The following is a 25,952-nucleotide window of genomic DNA, read 5'->3' on the forward strand; positions in this document are numbered from 1 at the left end:
GCGGTTCCCGCGAGGCCTCCGCCACCCGGCACCGGTGTCCTCGTCATGCGCCCATTCTTACCGGAAAGAGGATGCCGGTTCTTACCGGAAAGAGGATGCCGGCCGATCATCCCTTGAGCCCCGAGCGGGAGATTCCCTCGATCACCCAGCGCTGGGCGACGAGGTAGAGCACGATCACCGGCAGACTGGCGATCACCGCGCCGGTCGCCGCGTCGTGGGTGGCGGTCGCCCAGATCGCGGGGGCCTCGCCGTACTTGGCGGTGGGGATCGTGGCGCACTCGGGCTCCACCCGGAGCACCTCGCCGCGGGCGTGCCTGGCGGTCAGCGCGAACGGATGGAAGATGGTCTGCCGCCAGGCGGGGCCGCCGGGCTCCGTCCTGATCGGGGCGATCACGTTGGCCAGCTGCGCCTGGCAGGCGACGCCGACCCGGTCGGCGTTGCGCAGCAGGGTGATGAGCAGGCTGCCGACCACCACCGCGTCGGTGACGTCGTAGGAGTCCTCGATCAGCCGGGGGTGCTCGGTCCACTCCAGCGAGGACTCTCCGTTGAAACGGCTCTGGTACCAGACGTTCCACTCGTCGAAGGAGAGCTTGATCTTCTTGTCGCTGCGCAGCTTCGCGCCCACGTGGTCGGCGGTGGCGGCGATCGAACGGATCATGTGCTCCATGTCGGCGCCGCTGGCCAGGAAGGAGTCGACGTCACCGTCGGACGGATCGTAGTAGGCGTGCAGCGAGACGTAGTCGACCATCTCGTAGGTCGCCTCCAGGACCTCCGCCTCCCACGCGCCGAACGTCGGCATGCCGCTGTTGGAACTGCCGCAGGCCACCAGGGACAGCCCCTGGTCGAAGCGTTTGAGCGCCCGCGCCGTCTCGGCGGCGAGCCGGCCGTACTCCCCGGCGGTCTTGTGGCCCATCTGCCAGGGGCCGTCCAGCTCGTTGCCCAGGCACCACAGCCGCACGTCGTGCGGCTTGTCGGCGCCGTGCGCGCGGCGCAGCTCGGACAGGCGCGTGCCCCCGGGATAGTTGGCGTACTCCACCAGCTCCAGCGCCTCGGCCACGCCGCGGGTGCCCAGGTTGAGCGCCATCATCGGCTCCACCCCGGCCTTGGCGGCCCAGGCCATGAACTCGTTGAGCCCGAAGCTGTTGCCCTCCAGGCTCCGCCAGGCCAGTTCCAGCCGGGCCGGCCGGTCCTCCACCGGGCCGACGCCGTCCTCCCAGCGGTAGTTGGAGACGAAGTTGCCTCCGGGGTAACGGACCAGCGTCACCCCGAGCTCGCGGGTCAGCTCCAGTACGTCGGTGCGGAAACCGTCGGCGTCGGCCAGGGGATGGCCGGGCTCGAAGACGCCGGTGTAGACGCAGCGGCCCATGTGCTCGACGAACGAGCCGAAGAGCCGGGGGTCCACCGGGCCGATCCGGAAGGCGGGGTCCAGCGTGAGACGGGCGGTGGTCGCCAAGACACGACCTCTCTGTTGTCGCGGCGTTTCGTGGTAGGTGCGTTTGTACAACGTTGTTTCAACGTTGTAAACAGGTGCTGCCGGAGTCGATACCCGGGCGTTACGATCGACGACGTCAGATCTTGTACGGCCCGCATGAGCCGTACGACCTGGGAGGCGGGACAGAGTGGGAGTGAGCCTGCGCGACATCGCGCGCCTGGCGGGGGTGTCGGTGAAGACCGTCTCCAACGTCGTCAACGGGTACGCCCATGTCTCGCCGGCGACCCGGGCGAAGGTGGAGCACGCGCTCTCGCAGCTCGACTACCGGCCCAACCTGTCGGCCAGGAACCTGCGCCAGGGACGCACCGGTGTGATCGCCCTGGCCCTCCCCGAGCTCGACGCACCCTACTTCGCGGAGCTGTCCCGGTTTGTCATCGAAGCCGCGGCCGAGCTGAGGTGGCTGGTGGTCATCGAGCAGACGGACGGGAGCCTGGAGCGGGAGCGGCAGATCCTCGACGGGGTCCGCGACCACCGGGTGGACGGGCTCATTCTCAGCCCCGTCGCGATCGGCGTGGACGAGCTCGCGGCCCGCACCGACGACACCGCGCTCGTCCTGCTGGGCGAGCGGATCCACGACGGCCCGGCCGACCACGTGGCGATCGACAACGTACGGGCGGCCCGCGACGTCACCGAGCACCTGATCGGGCTCGGCCGCACCCGGATCGCCGCGCTGGGCGCCCAGGACAACTCCGCCAGCGGCACGGCCCCGCTCCGCCTGGCCGGATACCGCCAGGCTCTGGCCGCGCACGGCCTGCCCGAGACGGTGGCCAAAGTGGAGCGCTACCGCCGGCGCGAGGGTGCGGCGGCGATGGCCGCGCTCCTGGAGCACCGGCCCGACGCGGTGTTCTGCTTCAACGACCTGCTGGCGCTGGGCGCGATGCGGACGATCCTGTCCGCGGGCCTGCGGGTGCCGGAGGACATCGCGCTGGCCGGGCTCGACGACATCGAGGACGGCCGCTACAGCACGCCGACCCTGACCACGCTGGCTCCTGACAAGGCGGAGCTGGCCCGGATCGCGGTCGATCTGCTCAAGCGGCGGATCGACGGCCGGCCCGGCCATCCCCCGCAGGAGACCCGGGCCGGCTACCGGCTCATGGCGAGGGAGAGCACCCTCGGGAGGTGAGGGCCGCGACTGATCCGGGCTCCCGCCTGCAGCCGGTCAACCGGCCTGCGCTGCCAGCAGCCCGCCGGCGGTACGGGCGGCCCGGGCGGCGACTCCGAGGATGCCCGAGGTGATGAACGTGCCGCCTGCGGCGAAGTCGCCCACCACGTGCAGGCGCGGGTCGGCGGGGGCCAGTCCGCCTGACGGGTGCAGCGCGGCCAGCCCGTCGGCGAGGAGGGACGTGACCAGTTGCTCGGCCGCGCGGGGCACCGTCCGGGGCGGCGGGTTCAGGGCGTTGACGACGAGGTCGGCGTTCAGGTCGCCGCCGTCGCCGCGCACCCGGAACCCTCCCTCCACCGCCTCGATCTTGCGTACACCCGGGGCCATGGTGAGCTGCCCGGAGTCGAACAGCTCCAGTAGCGCAGCGGCGTTCACCGGCACCATCGGCGCGGCCACGCTGGTGGCCAGACGGAGGTGGCGGCGGAGCCGTTCGCGGTCGGACCCGGACATCAGCCGCCACGCGTACGGGCCGACGGTGTATGCGCTCTGCTGCAGCACGCGCCGCCCGATCCTGGGATCGTCGACGGCGGCCAGTTGCGCCCGCAGCCGCCGTACGGGCTCCTCGGACCTGGCCATCAGCAGCTCGGCCGTGAAGCGCGCGAAGTCCTCGCCCTTCTCCGCCAGTTCGGCGCGGAGCAGCCCGGCGAGGTCGTCGAGGGTGACGCCGCCGTGCTCGCGGCTCAGCGCCTCCACCCGATCGACGGTCACGTGCCTGGGTCGGTAGCCGAGGGGGCGCTGGTAGACGTGGGGTAGCATGCCGCTCCGCGACACCAGCGCGATCCGCCCGGCATGGCCGCGCGCCGCGAGCGACACGGCCACATCGACAGCGGTCAGCCCGCTGCCGATCACCGCGACGTCGGCCTCGGCCCGGACCTGGTCGAGCGTGGACGCCAGCGGATACGGATCACCGACGAATCCGGGGGCACCGCCCAGGCCGTAGTGGTCCTGCGGCGTCCCCCCGCCCACGCACAAGACCACCTGGTCGGCCGTGTGCTCCTGCCCATCCTCGGTGTACAGCGCCAGCCGGAGGCCGCGGGAGCGGGCCACCGCGACAATCCGGGCGGCGACGACGCGGGTCCGCCAGCCCCGCCCGCGCAGCGTGGCCAGGGCGGTCTCGGCGGTGTCGGCCAGGTACTCGCCGTAGAGCGCGCGGGGCACCAGCGGCTGTCCGAACAGATCGTCCATGTGGGCGGCGGCACGCTCGGCACCCAGCCAGGAGGAGTAGTGCCCGGAGTCCAGGTGACGGATCGACATGACCGCCGGTGGGACGTTGACCAGCACTCTGTCCAGATCCGGCCCGTACGGGCGTCCCCGCCACAGGTGCGCGGACGGCTCGAACACGGTGACCTCTCCCGCCTCCGCCTCGCTGACGGCCAGCGCGTCCAGCAGGCCGACTGCGGCGGCGCCGGCTCCGACGATCGCGATACGCATGACGTTCTCCCTTGTTCCGTCCCGAAAGGCCGTTCCGAGTCTTGTGAGGGCCAGAACGATGTTCCATCCCCTGCTTGCGGGGGATCCGCGAGGAATGAACCCCTCAAACGAGGGGTTGGCGAGGGAGGAGAAAACGGGGAAGCTGACCGGCGTGCAGCTCTCGGAGGAGCCCACGAGAATGGCTGCACAGGCCAGGAGGCTCGATGATTCACCCGCACCACCGCACCGAGATCCTGTCGGCTGCCGATCGGGCCGACAACGCGCTGGACCTCTTCAGCCGCGCCTCGGCCAGGCTGCGGCGGCAGATGCCGTTCGACTCCGCCGTATGGGCGGCCACCGACCCTGAAACGGGCCTGGTCACCGCACCCATGCTGGTGGAGAACCTCGGCTCCGGCGAAGGGTGCGCCGACTACTGGGAGAGCGAGCTCCTGGAGGAGAACGTCCTGCCGTTCCGTGACCTCGCCCGCGCCGCCGTCCCCGTGGCCGGCCTGCGCGCGGCCACTGGCGACCTGCCCGAGCGCAGCGCCCGCTTCCGCCGTCTGCTCGGCGGTCAGGGCGTGGACGACGAGTTGCGGGCCGTGCTGCGGAGCGGCGACCGGCCGTGGGGCGTGGTGAGCCTTTTCCGCATGCGGGGAGGCCCGGCGTTCGGCCCGCACGAGGTCGCGCTGTTCGCCGACCTGTCCGCTCCGCTCGCCGACCGGCTGCGCCGTTTCGCCCGTCCGTCCGAATCAGCCGGCGGACCGGGCGCCTCCGCACCCGGCCTGCTGCTCTTCGACGAGTACGGCGAGGCGACGTCGATCAACGAGGAGGCTCGGCGGTATCTCGCGCTGCTGCCGGACGGACCGTCCATTCCGTCGACGCTCGGGCTGAGGCTGCCCATCTGGTTGATCGGCACGGCGCTGCAGGCGCGGGCCATCGCCCGAGGTCGCGATCGCGGCAGCGCCCGGATCCGCATCCGGACCCGCGACAGGCAGTGGCTGACCTGCCACGCCTCATGGCTGAGCGGTCCCGGTGGGCGGCCGGGGCCGATCGCGCTCGTCATCGAGCCCGCCGCCCCCGGCGACCTGGCGGCCATGGTCGCCCAGGCATACGGCCTGACGCCGCGCGAGTTCCAGGTCGCTCAGCTCGTGGCACAGGGCCTGCCCACCACAGAGATCGCAGCGGCCCTGTTCATCTCCCCGCACACCGTCCGCGGCCACCTCAAGGCCGTCTTCGGCAAGGCGGAGATCTCCAGCCGTGGTGAGCTCGTCGGACGGCTGTTTGCCGAACCCCGCAGGCCGTAGGTGCCGGAACCAGTCGCCATCGGCGCCGCCTGCGACCTTGACTTCGATCGAGGTCAGGCCGGAGGGGCGGGCTAGAGTTGAGCGTGCCCAAGAACCTGGAGATCACTGTCGGCCAGCTCGCCTCGCGCAGCGGGGTCGCCGTGTCCACTCTGCACTTCTACGAGTCCAAGGGACTGATCCGCAGCCGCCGTACGGCGGGCAACCAGCGCCGCTTCACCCGCGACACGCTGCGCAGGATCGCCTTCATCCGGGTCTCGCAGCGGGTGGGGATCCCCCTCAAGACGATCCAGGACGCGCTGTCCGCGCTGCCCGACGAGCGCACCCCCACCCGCGAGGACTGGGCGAGGCTCTCCGAGGCGTGGCGGAGCGAGCTGGACGACCGGATTAAGCAGCTCCAGCGGCTCCGCGACGGCCTGACGGAGTGCATCGGCTGCGGCTGCCTCTCCCTGGACCGCTGCGCGCTGGCCAACCCCGACGACGTGGCGGCGGTCAGGGGACCCGGCTCGCGCCTGATGGTCGTCCCGCGCCGTGACTGCGCCCCGGGATGCGAGGATCCGGCCGTGGGCGCGTAGCGGCGTCGCCCCGGTTGCCCGTGCGCCCACCACGCGCAGAGCCTGTGAGCACACGTTACGGAGATCTGAACCCCACGCGTGTGACGGATCCGTCTTGGGCCCGCCTCTCCCCGGGCGCGCTCTCAGAGACCGTGGGCGCGCAGCCAGGCGCGGTTGGCGCGCTGGTCCTCCAGGGCCCGGCCGAGGTCCTGGCCAGAGCCGGGAACGTCCTGCTCGACGACCAGCCAGCCCTCGTAGCCGCCGAGCCCGCCCAGGACGCCGGCCAGATCGACCTCCCCTGCGCCCAGGGCGGGGAAGGCGCCCCCCGCGACGACGGCCGCCAGGTCGCCGCCGGTCGCCCGCACCCGGTCGCGCGCCTCCCGGCTCGCGTCCTTGAGGTGCACCTGCCTGATCCGGCCGCCCCACTCCCGCAGCGCCACCACCGGGTCGCCGCCCGCCAGCCAGAGATGGCCGGTGTCCAGGCAGAGCGAGACGTCGGTGAGCTCCAGCAGCCGCCCGATCTCCTCCGGGGTCTCCACCAGCGTTCCCAGGTGGTGGTGGAAGACGGGCTCCAGGCCGTGGTCCCGGCAGCGGCCGGCCGCCCGCTGGACCCGGGCGGCGAAGCCCGCCCACGCCTCACCAGGCAGGCCGGGGGCGTCGCCTCCGGCGAACCGCGCCGGATGGGCCGTGCAGGCCAGGGTGGGGCGGGGGGCGAACCGCCCGTCGGCGACCGGCACGCTCGCGAACACCGCCAGCGCCGCGTCCAGCCCGGCGAGGTCGGCCGCGAACCCGCCGGCGTCCTCGTAGCGCAGGTCCACCCAGCCGCCCGCCAGGCCCATCCCGGTCCGTGCCAGCCGTTCCCGGAGCTCGGCGCCGGTGCCCAGGTAGCCGATCGGCCCCGAGTCGATCCCGTCGTAGCCCGCCCCGGCGAGCGCGCCGAGCAGGGCGTCGGCGTCCAGCGGGGCGCCGTCCGCCCGGTAGATCCCGAAGTTGACGGGGGCGTTCGCGACCTTGATCGACATGGTCACTCCATGCAGGTGAGCCAGCGGAGAGGGTTGTCGTGGGTGATCTGGCTGATGGTCTCCTCGCTGATCCCGGCCTCGCGCAGCCGGGGCAGGAAGGTGCGGAACAGGTGGCTGTAGCCGCCTCCGCCGTACCGTTCGATCTCGGAGACCTTGGACAGGCCGCTGCTGAGCAGCAGCCGGTGCGCGTATCCGGCGTCGATGAGGTCCAGCGCCTGCCGGAGCCGGTCGGCGCCCAGGGAGGTGAGGCAGACGTAGCCGCCCCTCTCGACGATCTTACGGGGGGCCGACGGGTCGGTCCCGGCGTCGGCGACGCTGACCCGGTGGGCGGGCAGGCCCTCACCGAGGAGGATCTCCAGCAGGGTCAGGCCGCCGCGGTGGTGGGTGGCGACCGGCAGGCCGGAGGCCAGGGACGCCCTGGCGGCGGCGGCCACGCAACGCTCCTCGGCGGGGGTCGGCTCGTCGCCCCAGACGCCGATCTCGCCGATCACGCCGGGGCGGGCGCTGGTGCCGTCCAGGCCGTCCTCGATCTCGGTCAGCAGGTGGCGGGTGAGGGCGTCCACGTCGGCGTCGAGTGCCCAGGAGGGGGTGAACGGACCGGCGAAGAAGCCGGTCCCGGCCACCACGGCCACCCGGCTGCCGGCCGTGACCCGGGCCAGCGAGGCGGCGTCGCGGCCCATGCCGATGCAGCTCAGCTCGACGACCAGGCCGAGCCTGTCGGACTGGCGCAGCCCGCACAGCTCCCTGGTGACCTCCTGCTCCTCGTCCAGCCACCGGTGGGGGTCGGAGAGGACACCGGCCGCCCAGCGCATGTCGCTGCGCAGGTGCTCGCGGGGGAGGACCGCTCCGTTGACGGAGGACGGGGTGCAGGGGCCGCTGACGGTCCTGACAAGGGGAGCCTCGCGTGTGACGAGGGAAGCCTCAGGCATGAACGGACATTAACCCATATTTGGTGTAAAAATCGCGGAAGTCCGTATGGTTTTACCTTGGGGTTGTTAGTTGTGGCTTCAAACTATTGACGGCTCGCCGTCCGGCGTGTGAATCTCTGGGCGTTCATGCACGCGCATCATGGGCGGTCGAAGGTCAGGGTCCCGTCACCTGATCGTGCATGGCGGTTTGTCCGTTGCTTTGCGAAGGGAAGCCGTACATGCGAAGAAGGCTGTTCAGCGTGCTCGCCGCCGTGGCGGTGGCGTGCGCGGCGGTCGGCACGGCCGTCGGGGGCGGGGCCGCGTCGGTGTCCCCCTCCTCTGCCGCCGCCGAGCCGTACGAGTGGAAGAACGTCCGGATCGACGGCGGCGGGTTCGTGCCCGGGATCGTCTTCAACCAGACCGAGAAGGACCTGATCTACGCCCGCACCGACATCGGCGGCGCCTACCGCTGGGAGCAGGCGAGCAGGAGCTGGACCCCGCTGCTCGACTGGGTGGGCTGGGACAAGTGGGGCTACAACGGCGTGGTCAGCCTCGCCACCGACCCGGTGGAGACCGGCCGGGTCTACGTCGCCGCCGGGATGTACACCAACGACTGGGACCCCAACAACGGCGCGGTCCTGCGCTCCGCGGACAAGGGGAGGACCTGGCAGGCCACCCCGCTGCCGTTCAAGCTCGGCGGCAACATGCCGGGCCGGGGGATGGGCGAGCGGCTGGCCGTCGACCCCAACGACAACGGCGTGGTGTATCTGGGGGCGCCCGAGGGCAACGGCCTGTGGCGCAGCACCGACAAGGGCGTGACCTGGGCCAAGGTCACGAGCTTCCCCAACCCGGGGAACTACGCCCAGGATCCCTCCGACCCGAACGGATACCTCAGCCACCGGCCGGGCGTGGTCTGGGTGACCTTCGACCCGTCCTCGGCGACCGCGGGCCAGAGGACCCAGAGGATCTACGTCGGCGTCGCGGACAAGGAGAACACGGTCTACAGCTCCGCCGACGCCGGCGTCACCTGGACCAGGGTTGCCGGGCAGCCGACCGGCTACATCGCGCACAAGGGCGTCCTCGACCACGCCGGCCACGCGCTCTACATCGCCACCAGCGACACCGGCGGGCCTTACGACGGGGGCAAGGGCGACGTGTGGAAGCTCGACACGGTCACCGGCGCGTGGACCCGGATCAGCCCGATCCCGTCCAGCTCGGCCGACGACTACTTCGGCTACAGCGGGCTCACGATCGACCGCCTGCACCCCGGCACGCTGATGGTCGCCACCCAGGTCTCCTGGTGGCCTGACGTGATCTTCTTCCGCTCCACCGACGCCGGCGCCACCTGGACCCGGATCTGGGACTGGGCCTCGTACCCCAACAGAACCTTCCGCTACAAGATGGACATCTCCTCCTCGCCCTGGCTGACCTTCGGGGCGAACCCGCAGCCACCGGAGACGACCCCCAAGCTCGGCTGGATGACCGAATCGCTGGAGATCGACCCGTTCGACTCCAACCGCATGATGTACGGCACCGGCGCCACGCTCTACGGCACCGAGGACCTGCTCAAGTGGGACACCGGTGGCCAGTTCACCATCAAGCCGATGGTGAGGGGGCTGGAGGAGACCGCCGTCCTCGACCTGATCAGCCCGCCCAGCGGGGCCCCGCTGGTCAGCGGTCTCGGCGACATCGGCGGCTTCCGCCACACCGACCTCGCCGCCGTGCCGCCGATGATGTTCACCTCGCCCGTTTTCACCAGCACGACCAGCCTCGACTACGCCGAGACCAAGCCCGCCGTGATGGTCCGCGCGGGCAACTTCACCGACGCCGACCGCCCCTCCGACAGCCACGTCGCCTTCTCCACCGACGGCGGTGCCAACTGGTTCCAGGGCACCGAACCGGGCGGGATCAACGAGGGCGGCACGGTCGCGGCGGCGGCCGACGGCTCCCGGTTCGTCTGGGCGCCCAAGGGCGTGGCCGTCCACCGCTCGACCGGGTTCGGCACCTCCTGGACCGCGTCCACCGGCATCCCCGCCGGGGCCGTGGTGGAGTCGGACCGGGTGAACCCGGCCAGGTTCTACGGGTTCGGCGCCGGGCGGTTCTACGCCAGCACCGACGGCGGCGCCTCCTTCGCCGCCACCGCCGCGACCGGGCTGCCGGCCACGGGCAACGTCAAGTTCAAGGCCGTCCCCGGCCGCGAGGGAGACATCTGGCTGGCGGGCGGCGACACCGCGGCCGGCGGCACGTCCGGGATCTGGCACTCCACCGACGGCGGCGCGTCCTTCACCAAGCTGTCCGGCGTCACGAGCGCGGTCAACATCGGCTTCGGCAAGGCCGCGCCGGGCAGGGCCTACCAGGCGCTGTACGCGGTCGCCACAGTCGGCGGGGTGAACGGCGTCTTCCGCTCCGACGACACGGGCGCGAGCTGGGTCAGGATCAACGACGACCGGCACCGGTACGGCAACATGGGCGAGGCCGTCACCGGCGACCCCCGGGTCTACGGCCGGGTCTACCTCGGCACCAACGGCCGGGGCATCCTCTACGCCGACAACGGCGGCACCGTGCCGCCCGACGACACCACCCCGCCGTCCAGGCCCGGCACGCCGGCCGCCTCGGCGATCACCTCGTCGGGCGCGACGCTGACCTGGACGGCGTCCACCGACGACACCGCGGTGACCGGCTACGACGTCTACCGGGAGGCCGGGGCGACGGACGTGAAGGCCGGCTCGTCCTCCTCGGCGTCGTTCGCGCTGACCGGACTGGCCGCCGACACCTCCCACACCTACTACGTGGTCGCCCGCGACGGGGCGGGCAACAGCTCCACCGCCTCCGGCCCGGTCACCTTCAGGACGGCCGCCGGGCCGGTGGGCGGCGGGTGCGCCGCCGCCTACAAGGTGACCAACTCCTGGCCCGGCGGCTTCCAGGGCGAGGTGACGGTGAAGAACACCGGAACCTCGGCGATCAGCGCCTGGACCGTCAAGTGGTCGTTCCCGGACGGTCAGACGATCACCCAGCTCTGGAGCGGCGTCCACACCCAGACCGGCGCCGACGTCACCGTCGGGAACGCGGGCTGGAACGGCGGCCTGGGAGGCGGGGCGTCCACGGCGTTCGGCTTCGGCGGCAGCTGGACCGGCGCCAACGGCGTCCCCGCCACCGTCACCTGCACGGCCGGATAGCCCGGCCGTCCTGACCGCCACGGTCCCGCGCGGCCCTCCGGGGAGGCGCGGGACCACCCGGCCGCGGCGCCGGAAGGAGGGGGCGCCGGCTCCGCTGTGCGCCCTGAGTCGCAGGCGCGGGTCATCCCCCGGAACAGGCGCGATTCATCCCCCAGAATGAACGTAGATCAGTTGAGCTGGCCTATTCTGGAGCGAAACGACTGTCCGGGGGATCGCGTGGCTATCTCAGACGGGGTGCGGAACACCCAGGACGGGGCCGAGTGGCCGTCCGAAACCGGTGACGCCGGCGCGTCGCGGCCCGAGCCCGGCCACACCGGGGCGCCACTGCCCGGAGCTCATGACGCCGGAGCGCCGCGGTCCGAGCCCGGCGGTGCCGGAGCGTCGCGCTCCGGCACCGGGGCTCCGTGGTCCGAGACCGGCGACGCCGACGTGCTGAAGGACGAGGCGGCGCGGCGGTCCGGCATCCACGGCTGGCTCGACGGCGTCAGGTCGACCCGCACGGGCCACCTCACCCTCAAGATCGTCATCGGCGTCATCGGCGCCGTGCTGGTCATCGCCGGCCTCATCATGGTCCCCTTCCCCGGCCCCGGCTGGCTGGTGGTCTTCGCCGGCCTCGCCGTCCTGGCCACCGAGTTCCACTGGGCCCACCGGCTGCTGGAGTTCGGCAAGCAGACCCTGTCGGCCTGGACGACCTGGCTCGGCCGCCAGGGCTGGCCCCTCAAGATCCTGGTGGTCTTCGTCGCCGCGGTGGCCGCCACGGCCATCGTCTACTACGGCCTCAAGCTCAGCTTCGGCCTCGACCTGGTCACCGAGACCCAGAAGCTCATCAACCGCTAGCCTCCCTTTCGCCGGGCGGCCACGGGCGTGGCGCCGCCGGCGGGATGGGGCGAGGATTTACCCGGGACCGGCCGCCACACTGTCGTCCCCATACATCACTCTCCGTAGTCTCTCCCCGTCCGATCCCAAGAGACACAGGAGAGTGACCTCCGATGCGCGTCCTGTCTTCGACGGCCGCCCTGACCGCGGCCGGAATCGTCGCCGTGACCGGCGTCCCCGCCCACGCCGACGCCGTCAACCTGGGGGCGACGGTCCAGCCCGGCGCGGAGGTCTTCCTCACCGAGGAGCTCGTCCCCACGGCCCCCTACAAGGGCAAGGTGCTGGTCAAGCTGGAGAACAACGGCGTGCCGGCCGAGATCAAGATCAGCAACTGCAGGGGCAGGTATCTGGGCGCGGTGTCGATCATCGCCAACGACCACGCCCCATACGTCGCCGCCGACCCCGACACGGCCCCGGCCTGCATCCGCTTCAAGGTGAAGAACCTCGGCACCACCCCGGCCACCATCGTGGGCGCCGGTTACTTCTAGCCCGCCGCGCGACCGGCCGCCTCCGGCCCGGCCGGGCGGGCTTCCGGGCCGGACCGGGACACCCGGACGGCCCGCGCGGTGGGCTGGGTGGCGGCGGGCCCGGCCGGTCCCGCCCCGGCGGCGGGTCGCCACATCATTGTCATCGGTGTGAGTGAGATCACACCGGAAAATGTGCGTTCCGGCCAGAAGAAGCGGCGAGGGGATCGGAGTACCGTCCGGGGCAGGAGGACCCACGTGAGCCTTGCCCGTGCCGTCGAACAACCTCTGGCCGACATCCCCCGTGAGTTCGCCGACGCCCTCCGCCCCTACCTGCACGACCTGACCGAGGAGATGGCCGGCGAGATCCAGGCGAGCGTGCCCGAATACTCCCGGCAGAGCGGTGCCTACGCCCGCATCGTCAGGCACGCCGTCGAGGAGGCCCTGGCGGGCTTCGTGAACCGGGTCGGCGACAGGGGAGCCAGCCGCTCCCGGCTGCTGGAGGTCTACCGCGCGGTGGGCAGCGGGGAGGCGGCCGAGGGGCGGCCGCTGGATTCGCTCCAGTCCGCGCTGCGGATCTGCGCCAGGGTGGCGTGGCGCAGGCTGGCCGAGGAGTCCGAGCGGCTGAACCTGTCCAGGCAGCGCATGTGCGACATCGGGGAGGCGATCCTGGTCTACCTCGACGAGATCGCCGCCGCCGCGGCCGACGGCTACGCCGAGGCCCAGGCGAGGGTGGCGGGCGAGCTCGAACTGCGCCGCCGGCGGCTGCTCGACCTGCTGGTCGCCGACCCGCCCGCCGACCCCCGGGCGGTGGCCGATCTCGCCAGGTCGGTGCGGTGGACCACGCCGCGTACGGTGGCCTGCGTCGCGCTGGCCGCGCGGGCACAGGGCGAGCCGTCCAGGCCGGGCCTGCCGCCCGACGTGCTCGCCGACCTCGACCGCTCCGACCCCTGCCTGGTCGTTCCCGACCCCGACGGCCCGGGACGGTACGGCCTGCTCGACGCGCTGGCCGCCGACTGGACCGTGGTGATCGGACCTGCGGTCGGCGTGGGCGAGGCGGCCCTGTCGCTCAGGCTCGCCCGTGACGCCCTGGTCCTGGCCCGTCGAGGCGTGCTCGACGACGGCCGCAGCATCAGGGCGGCCCACCACCTGGCCACCTTGATGATCTTCCGGGACGAGGCGCTGATCCAGATCATGGGACGGGCCCGGCTGGCGCCCCTGCGCGGCCTGCGCCCCGCCCAGCGCGACCGGCTGGCCGAGACGCTGCTGGCCTGGCTGCAGAGCGGCAACGCCACCGAGGTGGCGGCCCGGCTGCACATCCACCCCCAGACCGTCCGCTACCGGCTGCGCCAGGCCACCGAGCTCTTCGCCGACCAGCTCGGCACTCCCGGCGACCGCTTCGAGCTGGAGGTCGTCCTGCGCGCCCGGGCCGCCGGCCTGCACGCCGTACCGGACTGACGTCCCGCGGCCTGTCGGCGGGCGCGCGGTGAGGCGGGTCACCGGTGGCTTCCCCGCGTCCCGGGAGTCGCCGCTCCTCCGCGTCCGAGAGGTCGCCGCAGCCCCACCGGAGGCGCGGCGGCCGGGTGGTCAACCGGCCGTGGTCCGGTCGCCGAGCGAGATCGCGTTCTTGGCCCGCTCGACCGACTCCTCGGAGGCCGGTCCACCGGGGTTCTCGGTGGCGAGCGCCTGGTTGAGCTCGACGAACGGGTGCATGCGCTCCTCGTAACGGGCGAACGCGGCGCGGTGGTCGTCGCCCGCCACGCCGAGCTCGTCGGCCAGCACGCAGGCACCCACCAAGGCCAGGCTGGTGCCCTGGCCGGACAGCGGCGAGGGGCAGTAGCCGGCGTCTCCCAGCAGCACCACCCGGCCGGCCGACCAGTGGTCCATCCGGATCTGGGCCATCGAGTCGAAGTAGAAGTCGGGTGCCTTCCACATGGCCTCCAGCAGCCGGGGCGCCTCCCAGCGCAGGCCGGTGAACTGCTCGGCGACGATCCGCTTCTGCTGCTCGACGTCGCGGTGGTCGTAGTCCAGCGGCGGCGAGCCGAAGCCGAACGAGATCACGATCTCGGCGTTCTCGCGGGCGGGGTAGATGCCGTAACCCCTGTCGCCGTCCCGGAGCCACATCTGCCAGTTGTCGAGGTCGAGGAAGTTGTCGGCGCGGAAGAACGCCAGATAGGTGCCCAGGTGGTGGATGAAGCGCGACTCCTCGCCGAAGACGAGACGGCGCACGTTGGAGTGCAGCCCGTCGGCCCCGACCACCAGGTCGAAGGTGCGGGGTTCGGCGCGCTCGAAGGTCACCCGGGCACCGCGCCCGTCCTGCTCGACGGCGGTGATGGAGTCGTCGAAGACGTACTCCACGCCGTCGCGCGTCCCGTCTACGAGCAGGCGAGTCAGGTCGTCACGCATGATCTCGATGTCGTCGCCGTCGAGCCTGCCGCCGCTGTAGGTCTCCTCGGTCGTGCTCATCACCTCGTTGCCGTCGCCGTCGAGCACCGACATTCCACGCATGCGGGTGGCGAGCGCCCGCGCCTCTGCCAGGATGCCCAGCCGGTCGGCCGCGTCGAGGGCGGCGCCGCGGATGTCGACAGCCTGGCCGCCCCGGCGAGGTGCGGGCGCCCGCTCGACGACGGTCGGGTGGAAGCCTCGGCGACGCAGTGAGCGGGCCAGGGCGGGGCCGGCGATGCTGCCGCCGGAGATGAGGACGTTCTTCACGGGATCTCCTAATACGTTGTACGCGGAGCTGAATGTACGACGTAAACAGAAGGCGTGGCAACTCTCATTTTCCGTGCTCACAGTGGTTAACAGAGCTAGTACAGATAGGTGCGGAAGGCTCGGCAGGGCCGCCATCAGGCTACTGTCTGTACTAGTACAGGCAGTCTGAGGAGGCGCCATGGCTCCGCAACCGGATCCGCCCTATGTCCGGATCGTCACCGAGATCCGGCGCCGCATCGCGGACGCCGAGCTGGAGCCGGGCGACCGCGTACCGTCGACCCGGCGGATCGCCAGGGAGTGGGGCGTCGCGCTGGCCACCGCCACGAAGGCGCTGACCGTCCTGCGCCAGGAGGGGCTCGTCCGTGCCGAGCCCCGCGTCGGCACCGTGGTGGCCGAGACCCCGCCGGCCCGGGCCGGACGGCGACCGGCCGTCGAGCCCGAGCGGGAGCTGACCCGCGAGCGCGTCGTGCGCGCGGCCATCGCGATCGCCGACGCCGAGGGGCTGGCCGCACTCTCCATGCGCGGCGTGGCGGCCAAGCTCGGCGTCTCCGCCATGTCTCCCTATCGCCACGTCAGCGGCAAAGACGACCTCGTCATGCTGATGGCCGACGCCGCGTACGGTGAGGGGGCCTATCCCGCCGACGTCCCGCCCGGCTGGCGGCCCCGCCTGGAGCTGTCTGCCCGGCTGCTCTGGGCGCTGTACCGCAGGCACCCGTGGCTGGCGCAGATCACCCCGCTGACCCGTCCGCTGCTGCTGCCCAACCTGATGACCCACGCCGAGTGGGCGCTGGACGCCCTCGACGGCTACGGCCTCGATCCGGAAACCATGATGAACCTGCACGTGCTGGTCTACAGCTACGTCCAGGGCATCGCGGCCAACCTGGAGCGGGAGGCGCAGGCCGAGGCCGCCACCGGCCTGTCGGAGGAGCAGTGGATGGACAGCCAGGAGCCCGCGCTCGCCGCGCTGGCCGCGTCGGGTGACTATCCCACGTTCGTCAGGGTCACCCGGGCCCTGGGGGGCGGCTACGACCTCCGTCTCGACGAGCTGTTCGAGTTCGGTCTCCAGCCGATGCTCGACGGTCTCGCCGTGGTCGTCGAGAGCCGGGCGGCGTCCGGGACGGACTGACTCTCCCCGCCGCGCCGCAGCCGGCCGTGCCTCCTCCGCGCCCCGCCCTCGGCTCCGGGGGACCATATCGGACTGCCCCGAAAGGGGGGAAGAAGGAGATTTAAAAATCCGCCAGAAAGCTTTACGTGCGAATATCCAGTTATGTGGGAATATGCCGGTTAAACCGATTCGGTATAGGCCGTGATCTTGGGAGATTTTCCAGCCTAAAATGCCGCCGTGTCTGTGACTCCTGGGATTTACCGACTGCTCGGATGCGCCGTCATCGCCGTCTCGATGGCCGCGCTGACCCTGCCCGCCGCACACGCCGCCGAATCCGCGGATCTCACGCTGCCCGGCACCCGGGTGACCGTGCGCGAGGACCCCGCCGACCCGCTGAAAGTCACCTCCTACACCGTCGGTAACGTGGCATACCTGCGCAGGGACGCCGGGTTCGCCAAGCAGACCGGCTATCAGGAGATCACGGTGGGGCCCAAGGGGGGCATGGCCGTCGCGGTCCCCACCTCCTACACCGGGGGACGCGACTCGGTGCTCCTGGCCGATCTGGTCGCCAACAACGGCACCAAGATCCAGACCGTCGACAAGCCGCTCGTCGCCAAGTTCGCCCACTGGACCCGCAACGGCGGAAAAGCGGTCCTGACCGTCCAGCGGAAGAACGGCGCGGCCTGGGAGACGACCGGCTTCGTCGTCGTCGACGCGACGGCGAAGACCGCCCGGCGGGTGAACGTGACGGGGGTGGACAGGACCGCGAGGTTCCGCTGGAGTCCCGACGGAGCCGACGTGGTGGCCGCCTACCAGGGCGGCACCCGCTTCTACGGCCAGGACGGGGCGGTCCGGCGCACCCTGCTCAAGACGGGAATCCCCGCCGGTGGCGAGGACGTGTTCTCCCCCTCGGGGAAGGCCCTCATGACCTGGTGCCCGGTGACCTACACCGAGCACGTCTGCCTCTGGGACCGCACCTCGGGCAAGCTCGCGGCCAAGGTGAACGTCCAGCCGAAGGCCCTGCTGGGCTGGTGGGACGACAAGCACTTCCTCGCCGTCGTGTCCAGCGCCGGCTCCTACCGGGTCGTCGTGGTCGATCTCAAGGGCAGGGCCGTGCGGGTGCTGGCCGCCATCTCCGCCGAAGACTGGGACAAGAAGCTCTACCTCAGCTACACCCGCAGGTGACGGCCCCGATCCGGTACGGCGGGCGCCCGCCGTACCGGGCCGGGAGGCCCGGCTCCGCGGCCCCCGGCGGGCAGGGCGTGCCGCAGGCCGGGTGAGGGCTTCAGGGGGCAGGGCGTGCCCGCGGGGCGGGCATGGGCCTCACGGCACAAGGGCGGGCCCGGGGGCGGGCCTACAGGTAGAGGCCGGTGCCGTTGTCGGTCTGCGGAGTGGCGATGGCGTGCAGGTCGCGTTCGCGCATGACGAGGTAGAGCTGGCCGTGGACCTCGACCTCGTACTGGTCCTCGGGATTGAACAGGACCTTGTCGCCCACCTTCACCGCCCGGGCGTTCGCGCCCGCACCGCAGACCTCGCCCCAGACGAGCCGGTTGGCCATCTTCACCGTCGCAGGGATGACGATGCCCGCCGTGCTGCGCCGCTCCTCTGACTCATGCTCGACCTTGACCATGACGCGGTCGTGGAGCATCTGAATCTCGAACTTCGGGTCACCCACAGTAGAAGCTTATGGGACCGGCGGGGCCGCGCCGGCTGATCCCGGCACGTGGGCCGTCCGGACGGGGCGCCGCGACCGCCCGGGACGCCGGGGCGGACCGTGCCCCCCCGGCGGACGGGACGAGCCCCCGGGCCCGCCGGGTGGCATCCGCCTGTCGTGCGGTCCTGGGGTTCCGGGGTCGGCGCGCGGTGCCGCGTCTATCGCGCGGCCCTGGGGAGCTCCAGCTCGGCGAACACGGACCTGTGGTCGGTGCCGGGGACACGGTGGACGCCGAACGACCGGACCGCGATCCGCGCGTCGGCGAACACGTGGTCGAGGGCCACCCCGGGGACCGGCTCCCAGCCCTGCTGGGGCCAGGTCGGGATGAGCCCCTGCCCGGTGACGTCGGCGGCGTCGCGGTAGCCGGTGGCGAGCAGCTCCCGCATGATCGCGTGGTCGAGGGTGGCGTTGAAGTCCCCGGCCAGGATCCGGTACGGCTCGGCCCCCGTCCCGGCCCTGGGCAGCGCCCGCAGGCCCTGGGCCCAGCAGGCGGCCTTGTAGTCGAACCGGGGCGCGCAGGGGTGGACCGAGACGATCTGGAGGTTCCGCTCCGGTGCGACGGCCACGGACTGGCGGAAGTTGCCGTAGTTGAGCGCGGCCTGGTCCGCGCGCAGGGGGAAGCGGGCGTAGACCCCGGAGCCCCAGACGCCCGGGGTGGGCTCGCCGACCATGTGGGGGAGGGCCTTGCGGATGCCGGCCTTCTCCAGGCGCTCGGCCGCCTCGGGGGTGAGCTCCTGAAGGGTCAGGATGTCGGGCTTGAGCCGTACGACGAGGTCCATGATCGTTTTGGTGTCCGCGTCGCCGCGCGCGAGGTTGGAGGCCAGCACGCGCAGGGCGGTCCCGCCGGGCGCCGGGGCCGGGTCGGCGAAGGCCCGGGGGAGCACCGCCCACGCGAACGCCCCCATGATGACCAGGCCGGCCACGCCCGCCGTCCAGCGGCGCAGGGACAGGGCCAGCAGCAGGGCGACGACCGAGGCCGCCGCCACGTAGGGCGTGAACGCCGCGAGCTGGATCCACCGGAACCCGGCGTCCCATCCGGTCGCCCGGAGCACCGCCCAGGCCGCGAAGGGCACCATCATGATCCAGATCAGGACGGTGATCCAGCGTCGCCGGCGCGGGAGCCCGGCGGGAGAGGGGGTACTGGAGATCGTTTCGGTGGTCACCCCGCCGGACGCTACCGTCTCGCGCGGCGCGGGTGAAGCCCTGAGGCGGTGCCCGGACGGCGGGGGCGCGGAGTAGGCTCACCGGACATGACGGATCTCTCCCCTGACCTGGTCGGCGACTATCTCGACTGGTACCTCGGCGCCCACCCCGTCCATGCCGCCCTCGCGGGCGCCGAGGGTTACGACAGGACCCTGGGTGACTTCACGGAGGCGGGCATCCGGGCCCGGGAGCGGGAGTCGAGGCGCTGGCTGGAGCGGTTCCAGGAGGTCGGGGAGGCCGGGGGGCCCGGAGGCTTCGAGGACATGATCGACCGTGAGCTGATCATGTCCACGCTGCGCGGCGGGCTGGCCTACGAGGCCTGGCCCGCCTGGCGGCGCGACCCCTCCGTCTACCTGGGGCCGATCTTCGGCTCGATGTTCAGCCCGTTCCTGCACCGGCTGTCCCCCGAGGGTGAGCTGGTCGAGGCGGCCGTCGCGCGGCTGGCCGAGGTGCCGGACGTCATCGCGGCCTGCCGTACGAACCTGGACCCGGCGCTGGCGGCTCCGCTGCTGGTCGAGCGGGGCCTGGGCCAGGCGCGGACGGCCCGGCGCTTCCTCACCGAGACGGTCCCCGGCCTGGTCGCGGACGAGGCCCTGCGCGCCCGGCTGGCCGCGGCGGCCGAGCCCGCGGCGGCGGCCTTCGACGGGCTCGTGGAGTTCCTCGAGGGCTTCCAGGCCACCGGCACCTGGCGGATGGGCGAGGAGCTGTACTCCACGCTGCTGCGCGAGCGGGAGATGCTCGGCTACGGAGCCGACGAGCTGCTCAAGCGCGGCCAGGAGGCCTACGACGACCTGGACGCCCGGATGCGCGAGGTCGCCCGGCGGCTGCCCGGCGGCTCCGACGACTGGCACGCGGCCGTGATCGGGCTCCAGGACGACCACGCGCCGACCCTGGAGGACATGCGGGCCGAGTACGACGCCGAGACCGAGCGGGCCAGGAGGTTCGTGCGCGAGCACGGTCTGGTGACGTTCGCCGACGGCGAGGAGTGCCGGGTGGTGCCGTCGCCGGAGTTCCAGCGGCCCATCCTCGCCGTCGCCTCCTACCTGCAGCCCCCGCCCCTGTCCGCCTCGCGGATCGGGCACTTCTTCGTGCCGTTCACCCCCGACTCCTTCACCGGGGAGCAGGTGCGCCAGCGGCTGCGCACCAACGCCAGGGCCCAGATGCCCTCCATCGCCGTCCACGAGGCCTACCCCGGCCACCACTGGCACCTGTCCTGGATGGCGGGCAACCCGAGCCGGACCCGCAAGCTGTTCCGCACGCCGTACTTCTCCGAGGGCTGGGCCCTGTACGTCGAGAAGGTCATGCGCGAGCAGGGCTACTTCACCACCCCCGCCCAGGAGCTCGCCCACCTGGACTTCCGCCTCTTCCGGGCGGCCCGCATCATCGTGGACGTCTCGCTGCACTGCGGTGACATGAGCGTCGAGGAGGCGGAGGAGTTCATGACCACCAAGTCCTCGCTCACCCCCGGCACGGCCAAGGGCGAGGTCAACCGCTACTGCGCCTGGCCCACCCAGGCCCCCTCCTACCTGACCGGCGCCCTGGAGATCGACCGCATCCGCGACGACTACCTGGCCGCGGGCCGCGGTGACCTGCGCACCTTCCACGACACCCTGGCGGGATCCGGCGGCCTCCCCCTGGGGCTGGCCCGCCGGGTGGCTCTGGAAGGCTAGCGGCATGTCCGACAACGAGGCGAGGGTGCTGGACGCCCTGGACGAGGCGGAGACGGTCCGGCTCCTGGCCGAGCTCGTGCGGGTGCCGAGCGTGACCGGCACCGACGCCGAGTCCGACCTGCAGCACCGCTGCGGGAGCCTGCTCGCCGAGGCGGGGCTCGACGTCGACGCCTGGAAGCTCGACCTCGACACGCTCCGGGCCGCTCCGGGGTTCCCCGGCACGGAGGCGCCGCGCGTCGAGGGCTACGGGGTGGTCGGCGTCACCGAGGGCGAGGGCGATCCCGCGCTCGTCCTGCAGGGGCACGTGGACGTGGTGCCGACCGGCGATCTGGCCAGGTGGCAGGGGGGCGACCCCTTCGGCGCCCGGATCAGCGGGAACGTCCTGCACGGCAGGGGCGCCTGCGACATGAAGGCGGGGTTGGCGGCGAACCTCGCCGTCGTCGCCGCCCTCCGCAGGTCCGGGGTACGGCTGGTCCGGCCGCTGGCCGTGCACTGCGTGGTGGGGGAGGAGGACGGCGGCCTGGGCGCCTTCGCGACCCTGGCCCGGGGCCACCGGGGTGAGGCCGCGGTGATCACCGAGCCGACCGGCGGGGCGATCATCGCCGCGGCGGCGGGCGCGCTGACGTTCCGGATCGAGGTCGCCGGGCGGGCGGCCCACGGCGCCACCCGCTACGAGGGCGTCAACGCCCTGGAGGTCTTCTGGCCGGTCTTCGAGGCGATCAGGCGGCTGGAGGCCGACCGCAACCGCGACCCGGACCCGGTCTTCGACGGCAACCCGCTGCCCTATCCGATCGAGGTCGGGACGGTCCGCGCGGGTGACTGGTCCAGCAGCGTGCCGGACCTGCTCGTCGCCGAGGGCCGTCTCGGCGTCCGCCTGGACGAGGATCCCGCCGAGGCCCGCCTCGCCCTGGAGGGCGCGATCGCCGAGATCGGCCACCCGTGGCTGCGCGAGCACCCCCCGGCCGTCACCTGGCCCGGCGGCCAGTTCGCGAGCGGGCGGCTGCCCGCCGGCCACGAGCTGCTGGACCAGGTCGCCGCGGCGGTGGCCGACGTGACCGGGGCCCGCCCCGCCGAGTCGGCCGCGCCGTACGGCAGTGATCTGCGCCTGTACGTCGCGGGCGGCATCCCAGCCCTGCACTACGGGCCGGGTGACGTGCGCCTGGCCCACGCCCCGCGCGAGCAGGTCGACCTGCGCGAGCTCCGGGACGTCACCCGGGCGCTCGCCCTGCTGGTCCTGCGCCGCTGCGGGGTCCGGGACTGAGGGGTTCGCGGGCCGGGTGGCGAGGCGGAGATTCAGCCGTCAGCCGTCAGCCGTCAGCCGACGGTCGCACCGGTCTCCACGGGCAGTCCCGCCTCGGTCCAGTCCTGGATGCCCTCACGGTATTTGCGGACGTCGGTGTAGCCGAGGGCGATCAGCCGCCGGGCCACCGCCTCGCTGTTGCCGCAGGCGGGGTTGGAGCAGTAGGTGACGATGGCGGCGTCCCGGTCGGGGAGCAGCTCGGCGGCGCGGGTGGCCACCTCGCTCTCCACCAGGGCGATTGCGCCGGGCAGGTGCTGCTGGGCGTAGTAGTCGCCGCCGAGGGCGTCCACGACGACGACGGTGCCCGCCTCGATCGCGGTGCTGAGCTCGTCGCGGGTAATCAGCGTTGTCATCTCCGGCCTCCCAGGCCCTAAATGGACTATAGTCCGTTTCTGTGAACGATTCGAAAACTAGCGGACTGCGGTCCGCTTCGTCAAGCGAGCCGTTGCGGATGCTGCTGGGCGAGCCTCCCCGGGAGCGGGCCGACGCCGCGCGCAACCGGCTGAAGGTGCTGGCGGCGGCGGAGCGGCTGTTTCGGGAGAAAGGGGTGGACGGCGTCTCGATGGACGCGGTCGCGGCCGAGGCGGGGGTGGGCAAGGGCACGCTTTTCCGGAGGTTCGGCGACAAGTCCGGGCTGGCCGCCGCGCTCCTCGACGAGCGGGAGCGTGAGCTCCAGGAGGCGATCCTGTCCGGTCCCGCGCCCCTGGGTCCCGGCGCTCCGGCCGCCGGCCGGCTGGCCGCGTTCGTGGACGGCTACCTCGACTACCTGCTCGGCCACCTCGACCTGGTCCGGGTGTCGGAGACCGCCAGTCCCGGCGCCCGCTACCGGATCGGCGCCTACCGGTTCTGGCACCGCCACGTGGAGATCCTGCTTGCCGAGGCCCGCCCCGGCTGTGACGCCGGCCCGCTCGCCCATGCTCTGCTCGCCCCGCTGGCCGCCGAGCACATGGCGACCCTGGTCGGCGCGTACGGTCAGGCACGGGCGAGGCGGGCGGTGCGGACGCTCGCTCTGGGGTGAGTTCGCCCGGGACTGGGGTGAGTTCGCCCGGGATGGGGTCCAGGTCCGCCTGGGATGAGCCTGGCGGAGGGCGGGCCTTGAGGTGGGCTTCGCGGGGGCGGGCCGGGAAAAGGGTTCGGGGAGGGTTCGGGGAGGGTTCGGGGAAGGGCTCGAAAGGAGTCCGGGAAGAGGCTCGGGGAGCGTCCAGGGAAGGGGCTCGGGAGAGGTTCGGGGAAGGGTCCGTAGGTCGAGTCCGAAAAGCTACCTGTAGGTAACCGAAGTCACATGGGTCCGCCTCACAATCGATGATGCGTTACTTGTGCGATGAAAGGTCACCTCTGTGCGGATTGCGCCATTTGCCCGACTGTCCCGTCCGCTGCGCCGGCTCGCACGGGTCCTCGCCGCCGTTCTCGTGCTGGCGATCGTCCTCGCCGGGACCGTGACCTGGACGGTCCGCCGGTCCTTCCCGCAGCTCGGGGGCGAGATCTCCCTCCCGGGCCTGGGAGCCGCCGTGACCGTCTACCGTGACGCCCGGGGCATCCCGCAGATCTACGCCGACACTCCTGCCGACCTGCTCAGGGCGCAGGGCTACGTGCACGCCCAGGACCGCTTCTGGGAGATGGACTTCCGCCGCAAGACCACCGCCGGCCGCCTGTCGGAGATCTTCGGCTCCTCGACCACGGACGTCGACAAGGTCGTCCGCACGCTCGGCTGGCGGCGCACCGCCGAGGCCGAGCTCGCCGTGATCAGACCCGAGACCCGGCAGGCCCTGGACGACTACGCCGCCGGGGTCAACGCGTGGATGGCCCAGCACGACGGCTTCGCCGAGAGAAGCCTCGAATACGGCGTGCTCAAGCTGACCAACGGCGGCTACGAGCCCGAGCCGTGGAGCCCGGCCGACTCCCTCGCCTGGCTCAAGGCAATGGCCTGGGACCTGCGCTCCAACATGGGCGACGAGCTCGACCGGGCACTCGTCGCGGCCCAGGTCCCGGCGGAACGCGCCGGCCGGCTCTTCCCCGAGTACCCCTTCGACCGCCACCAGCCGATCATGACCACGCCGGCCGCGACGGAGGACAGGCCCGCGGCCGGCCAGGCCACCGGCGCGGCGGACGCGCTCGCCCGGGTGGCCGATCTCGTCGACGCGGCGCCGTCCCCGTTCGGCACCAGGGGCGGCGACTCCGCCGGGATCGGCTCCAACTCCTGGGTGGTGGGCGGCGCCCACACCGCCACCGGCAAGCCGCTGCTCGCCAACGACCCGCACCTCGGCCCCCGGATGCCGTCGATCTGGTACCAGGCCGGCCTGCACTGCCGTACGCCGAGCGCGGCCTGCCCCTACGACGTGACCGGTTACACCTTCGCCGGCCTGCCCGGCGTGGTGATCGGCCACAACGCCAGGATCTCCTGGGGCTTCACCAACCTCGGCCCCGACGTCACCGACCTGTACCTGGAGCGGACCAGGGGTGACACGGTGGAGGTCGCCGGCGAGTGGAAGCCGATGGAGGTCCGCACTGAGCAGATCAAGGTCGCGGGCGGCCCGGCCGTCGAGCTGAAGGTCCGTACCACCGCGCACGGTCCGATCATCTCCGACGTGCTCGGCGACGCCCGCCGGGCCGTGCCCGGAGCCGTGGCGAACCTCGGCCGGACGGCCGGCGGGGCGGCGGACGGGATGGAGGTCGCGCTCCGCTGGACCGCGCTCGACCCCGGCCGTACGGCCGACGCCATCCTGCTGCTCAACCGGGCCGGGAACTTCGAGCAGTTCCGCGAGGCCGCGTCCTTCTTCGAGGCCCCCGCGCAGAACCTGATCTACGCCGACGTGGACGGCAACATCGGCTACCAGGCCCCGGGCAAGATCCCGGTCCGGGCCGGGGGCGACGGCCGCTGGCCCGCGCCCGGCTGGACCGGGAAGCACGAGTGGACCGGCTTCATCCCCTTCGAGAAGCTTCCCCACGTCTACAACCCGCCCGAGGGCTACATCGTCACCGCCAACAACGCGGTGACGCGTCCCGGCGAGGACCTGTTCCTGACCACCGACTGGTCCTACGGCTACCGCTCCCAGCGCATCGTCGACCGGCTGAAGCAGGAGATCGGCAAGGGGAAGGTCACCGCCGAGACCATGGGACGGATCCAGATGGACGACCACAACGGCCTGGCCCCGGTCCTCCTGCCGCACCTGCTGCGCGTGGGGGTTCCGAACGGCACGCTCCAGGGCTGGGACGCCGGGCAGGACCGCGACTCGGCCGGGGCCGCCTACTTCAACGCGGTCTGGCGGCACCTGCTCGGACGCGCCTTCGAGGACGAGCTGACCGGCGGGGCCCGGCCGGGCGGCGGTGACCGGTGGTACGAGGTCGTCCGCCCGCTGCTGGAGCGGCCCGCCGACCCGTTCTGGGACGACGTGCGCACCAAGGACCGGGTCGAGGGGCGCGACGACATGCTGAAGGCCGCCATGGCGGAGGCGGACGCCGAGCTGCGTGAGCTGCTCGGCGACGACCCGGGGGAGTGGAAGTGGGGCGACCTGCACACCCTGGAGCTGACCCACGAGACCTTCGGCACCAGCGGCATCGGGCCGATCGAATGGCTGTTCAACCGCGGCCCGCTGCGCACGGCCGGCGGCAAGGACACCGTGAACGCCACCGGCTGGGACGCCACCGAGGGGTACGGGGTCAACTGGGTGCCGTCGATGCGCATGGTCGTGGACCTGGCGGATCTGGACCGCTCATGGTGGATCAACCTGACCGGCGCGTCCGGCCACGCCTTCCACGCCAACTACGACGACCAGGCCGAGCTCTGGGCGGACGGCGGGCTCACCCCGATGCGCTTCACCGAGCAGGCCGTACGGCGAGACGCCGCCGACACCCTCACGCTGAGGCCGTGACCTCGGCGGTCCCC

The 25,952-nt window shown here is 72.3% G+C and carries 21 protein-coding genes; 13 read left to right on the forward strand and 8 right to left on the reverse strand.

Features of this window, described 5'->3' with window-relative positions; translation table 11 throughout:
• Positions 1-106 precede the first annotated feature (106 nt).
• Positions 107-1,453, reverse strand: a complete 1,347-nt coding sequence (arfA, locus tag SROS_RS12045) for an arabinosylfuranosidase ArfA (RefSeq protein WP_012889206.1) — start codon at positions 1,451-1,453, stop codon at positions 107-109.
• Positions 1,454-1,619: 166 nt separating this feature from the next.
• Here arfA and SROS_RS12050 point away from each other — a divergent pair, with 166 nt between their 5' ends.
• Positions 1,620-2,615 carry a LacI family DNA-binding transcriptional regulator gene (locus tag SROS_RS12050; protein ID WP_012889207.1) on the forward strand — a complete coding sequence of 332 codons (996 nt, stop codon included), beginning with the start codon at positions 1,620-1,622 and terminating at the stop codon, positions 2,613-2,615.
• A gap of 36 nt (positions 2,616-2,651) precedes the next feature.
• On the opposite strand, the gene SROS_RS12055 is transcribed toward SROS_RS12050, so the two are convergent.
• Entirely contained in the window at positions 2,652-4,085 is a 1,434-nt protein-coding gene (locus SROS_RS12055; protein ID WP_012889208.1) for an FAD/NAD(P)-binding protein, read from the reverse strand.
• Between the two features lie 203 nt (positions 4,086-4,288).
• Between SROS_RS12055 and SROS_RS12060 the strand changes: the two genes are divergently transcribed.
• Positions 4,289-5,368 (forward strand): helix-turn-helix transcriptional regulator, encoded by a 1,080-nt coding sequence (locus SROS_RS12060; RefSeq protein ID WP_012889209.1) that lies wholly within the window; start codon positions 4,289-4,291, stop codon positions 5,366-5,368.
• Between the two features lie 83 nt (positions 5,369-5,451).
• Positions 5,452-5,940 (forward strand): redox-sensitive transcriptional activator SoxR, encoded by a 489-nt coding sequence (soxR, locus tag SROS_RS12065; RefSeq protein WP_012889210.1) that lies wholly within the window; start codon positions 5,452-5,454, stop codon positions 5,938-5,940.
• 122 nt (positions 5,941-6,062) lie between these two features.
• Here soxR and SROS_RS12070 read toward each other — a convergent pair whose 3' ends face one another.
• Complete coding sequence (locus tag SROS_RS12070; RefSeq protein WP_012889211.1) at positions 6,063-6,941, reverse strand: sugar phosphate isomerase/epimerase family protein; 879 nt, start codon at positions 6,939-6,941, stop codon at positions 6,063-6,065.
• Positions 6,942-6,943: 2 nt separating this feature from the next.
• On the reverse strand, positions 6,944-7,870 hold the full coding sequence (locus tag SROS_RS12075; protein WP_012889212.1) for a phosphotriesterase family protein: 927 nt from the start codon (positions 7,868-7,870) through the stop codon (positions 6,944-6,946).
• Positions 7,871-8,088: 218 nt separating this feature from the next.
• Between SROS_RS12075 and SROS_RS12080 the strand changes: the two genes are divergently transcribed.
• From SROS_RS12080 to SROS_RS12095, 4 genes are all read left to right on the forward strand, one after another.
• A complete protein-coding gene (locus tag SROS_RS12080; protein ID WP_012889213.1) occupies positions 8,089-11,025 on the forward strand; it encodes a cellulose binding domain-containing protein in 2,937 nt (978 codons plus the stop codon).
• 216 nt (positions 11,026-11,241) lie between these two features.
• Positions 11,242-11,862, forward strand: a complete 621-nt coding sequence (locus SROS_RS47325) for a TIGR02611 family protein (protein WP_012889214.1) — start codon at positions 11,242-11,244, stop codon at positions 11,860-11,862.
• Between the two features lie 152 nt (positions 11,863-12,014).
• A complete protein-coding gene (locus SROS_RS12090) occupies positions 12,015-12,389 on the forward strand; it encodes a hypothetical protein (protein WP_012889215.1) in 375 nt (124 codons plus the stop codon).
• Positions 12,390-12,623: 234 nt separating this feature from the next.
• Positions 12,624-13,823 (forward strand): PucR family transcriptional regulator, encoded by a 1,200-nt coding sequence (locus SROS_RS12095; RefSeq protein ID WP_012889216.1) that lies wholly within the window; start codon positions 12,624-12,626, stop codon positions 13,821-13,823.
• Positions 13,824-13,952: 129 nt separating this feature from the next.
• Here SROS_RS12095 and SROS_RS12100 read toward each other — a convergent pair whose 3' ends face one another.
• On the reverse strand, positions 13,953-15,077 hold the full coding sequence (locus tag SROS_RS12100; RefSeq protein WP_012889217.1) for an FAD-dependent monooxygenase: 1,125 nt from the start codon (positions 15,075-15,077) through the stop codon (positions 13,953-13,955).
• Positions 15,078-15,255: 178 nt separating this feature from the next.
• Between SROS_RS12100 and SROS_RS12105 the strand changes: the two genes are divergently transcribed.
• Together SROS_RS12105 and SROS_RS12110 are read left to right on the forward strand one after the other, a co-directional pair.
• Positions 15,256-16,203, forward strand: coding sequence for a TetR/AcrR family transcriptional regulator C-terminal domain-containing protein (locus SROS_RS12105; RefSeq protein WP_012889218.1), 948 nt, complete (start codon positions 15,256-15,258; stop codon positions 16,201-16,203).
• Between the two features lie 216 nt (positions 16,204-16,419).
• Positions 16,420-17,367: a hypothetical protein gene (locus SROS_RS12110; RefSeq protein ID WP_148269036.1), complete on the forward strand. Its 948-nt coding sequence runs from the start codon at positions 16,420-16,422 to the stop codon at positions 17,365-17,367.
• Between the two features lie 169 nt (positions 17,368-17,536).
• On the opposite strand, the gene SROS_RS12115 is transcribed toward SROS_RS12110, so the two are convergent.
• Both SROS_RS12115 and SROS_RS12120 read right to left on the reverse strand, forming a co-directional pair.
• The gene (locus SROS_RS12115; RefSeq protein WP_012889220.1) at positions 17,537-17,857 is read right to left on the reverse strand and encodes a GroES family chaperonin; all 321 of its coding nucleotides are present in this window, start codon (positions 17,855-17,857) and stop codon (positions 17,537-17,539) included.
• A 197-nt stretch (positions 17,858-18,054) separates the two neighbouring features.
• Complete coding sequence (locus tag SROS_RS12120) at positions 18,055-19,059, reverse strand: endonuclease/exonuclease/phosphatase family protein (protein WP_012889221.1); 1,005 nt, start codon at positions 19,057-19,059, stop codon at positions 18,055-18,057.
• A gap of 87 nt (positions 19,060-19,146) precedes the next feature.
• On the opposite strand from SROS_RS12120, the gene SROS_RS12125 reads away from it, so the two are divergent.
• On the forward strand, positions 19,147-20,769 hold the full coding sequence (locus SROS_RS12125) for a DUF885 domain-containing protein (RefSeq protein WP_012889222.1): 1,623 nt from the start codon (positions 19,147-19,149) through the stop codon (positions 20,767-20,769).
• A 4-nt stretch (positions 20,770-20,773) separates the two neighbouring features.
• Positions 20,774-22,030 (forward strand): ArgE/DapE family deacylase, encoded by a 1,257-nt coding sequence (locus tag SROS_RS12130; protein WP_012889223.1) that lies wholly within the window; start codon positions 20,774-20,776, stop codon positions 22,028-22,030.
• A gap of 53 nt (positions 22,031-22,083) precedes the next feature.
• Here SROS_RS12130 and SROS_RS12135 read toward each other — a convergent pair whose 3' ends face one another.
• Positions 22,084-22,422, reverse strand: a complete 339-nt coding sequence (locus SROS_RS12135) for a rhodanese-like domain-containing protein (protein WP_012889224.1) — start codon at positions 22,420-22,422, stop codon at positions 22,084-22,086.
• A 41-nt stretch (positions 22,423-22,463) separates the two neighbouring features.
• On the opposite strand from SROS_RS12135, the gene SROS_RS12140 reads away from it, so the two are divergent.
• Both SROS_RS12140 and SROS_RS12145 read left to right on the forward strand, forming a co-directional pair.
• Positions 22,464-23,087 carry a TetR/AcrR family transcriptional regulator gene (locus tag SROS_RS12140; protein ID WP_245564613.1) on the forward strand — a complete coding sequence of 208 codons (624 nt, stop codon included), beginning with the start codon at positions 22,464-22,466 and terminating at the stop codon, positions 23,085-23,087.
• 319 nt (positions 23,088-23,406) lie between these two features.
• Entirely contained in the window at positions 23,407-25,938 is a 2,532-nt protein-coding gene (locus SROS_RS12145; RefSeq protein WP_012889226.1) for a penicillin acylase family protein, read from the forward strand.
• Positions 25,939-25,952 lie beyond the last annotated feature (14 nt).

Origin of the sequence: Streptosporangium roseum DSM 43021 (genome assembly GCF_000024865.1) — a bacterium.
In the GTDB taxonomy this organism is placed as follows: domain Bacteria; phylum Actinomycetota; class Actinomycetes; order Streptosporangiales; family Streptosporangiaceae; genus Streptosporangium; species Streptosporangium roseum.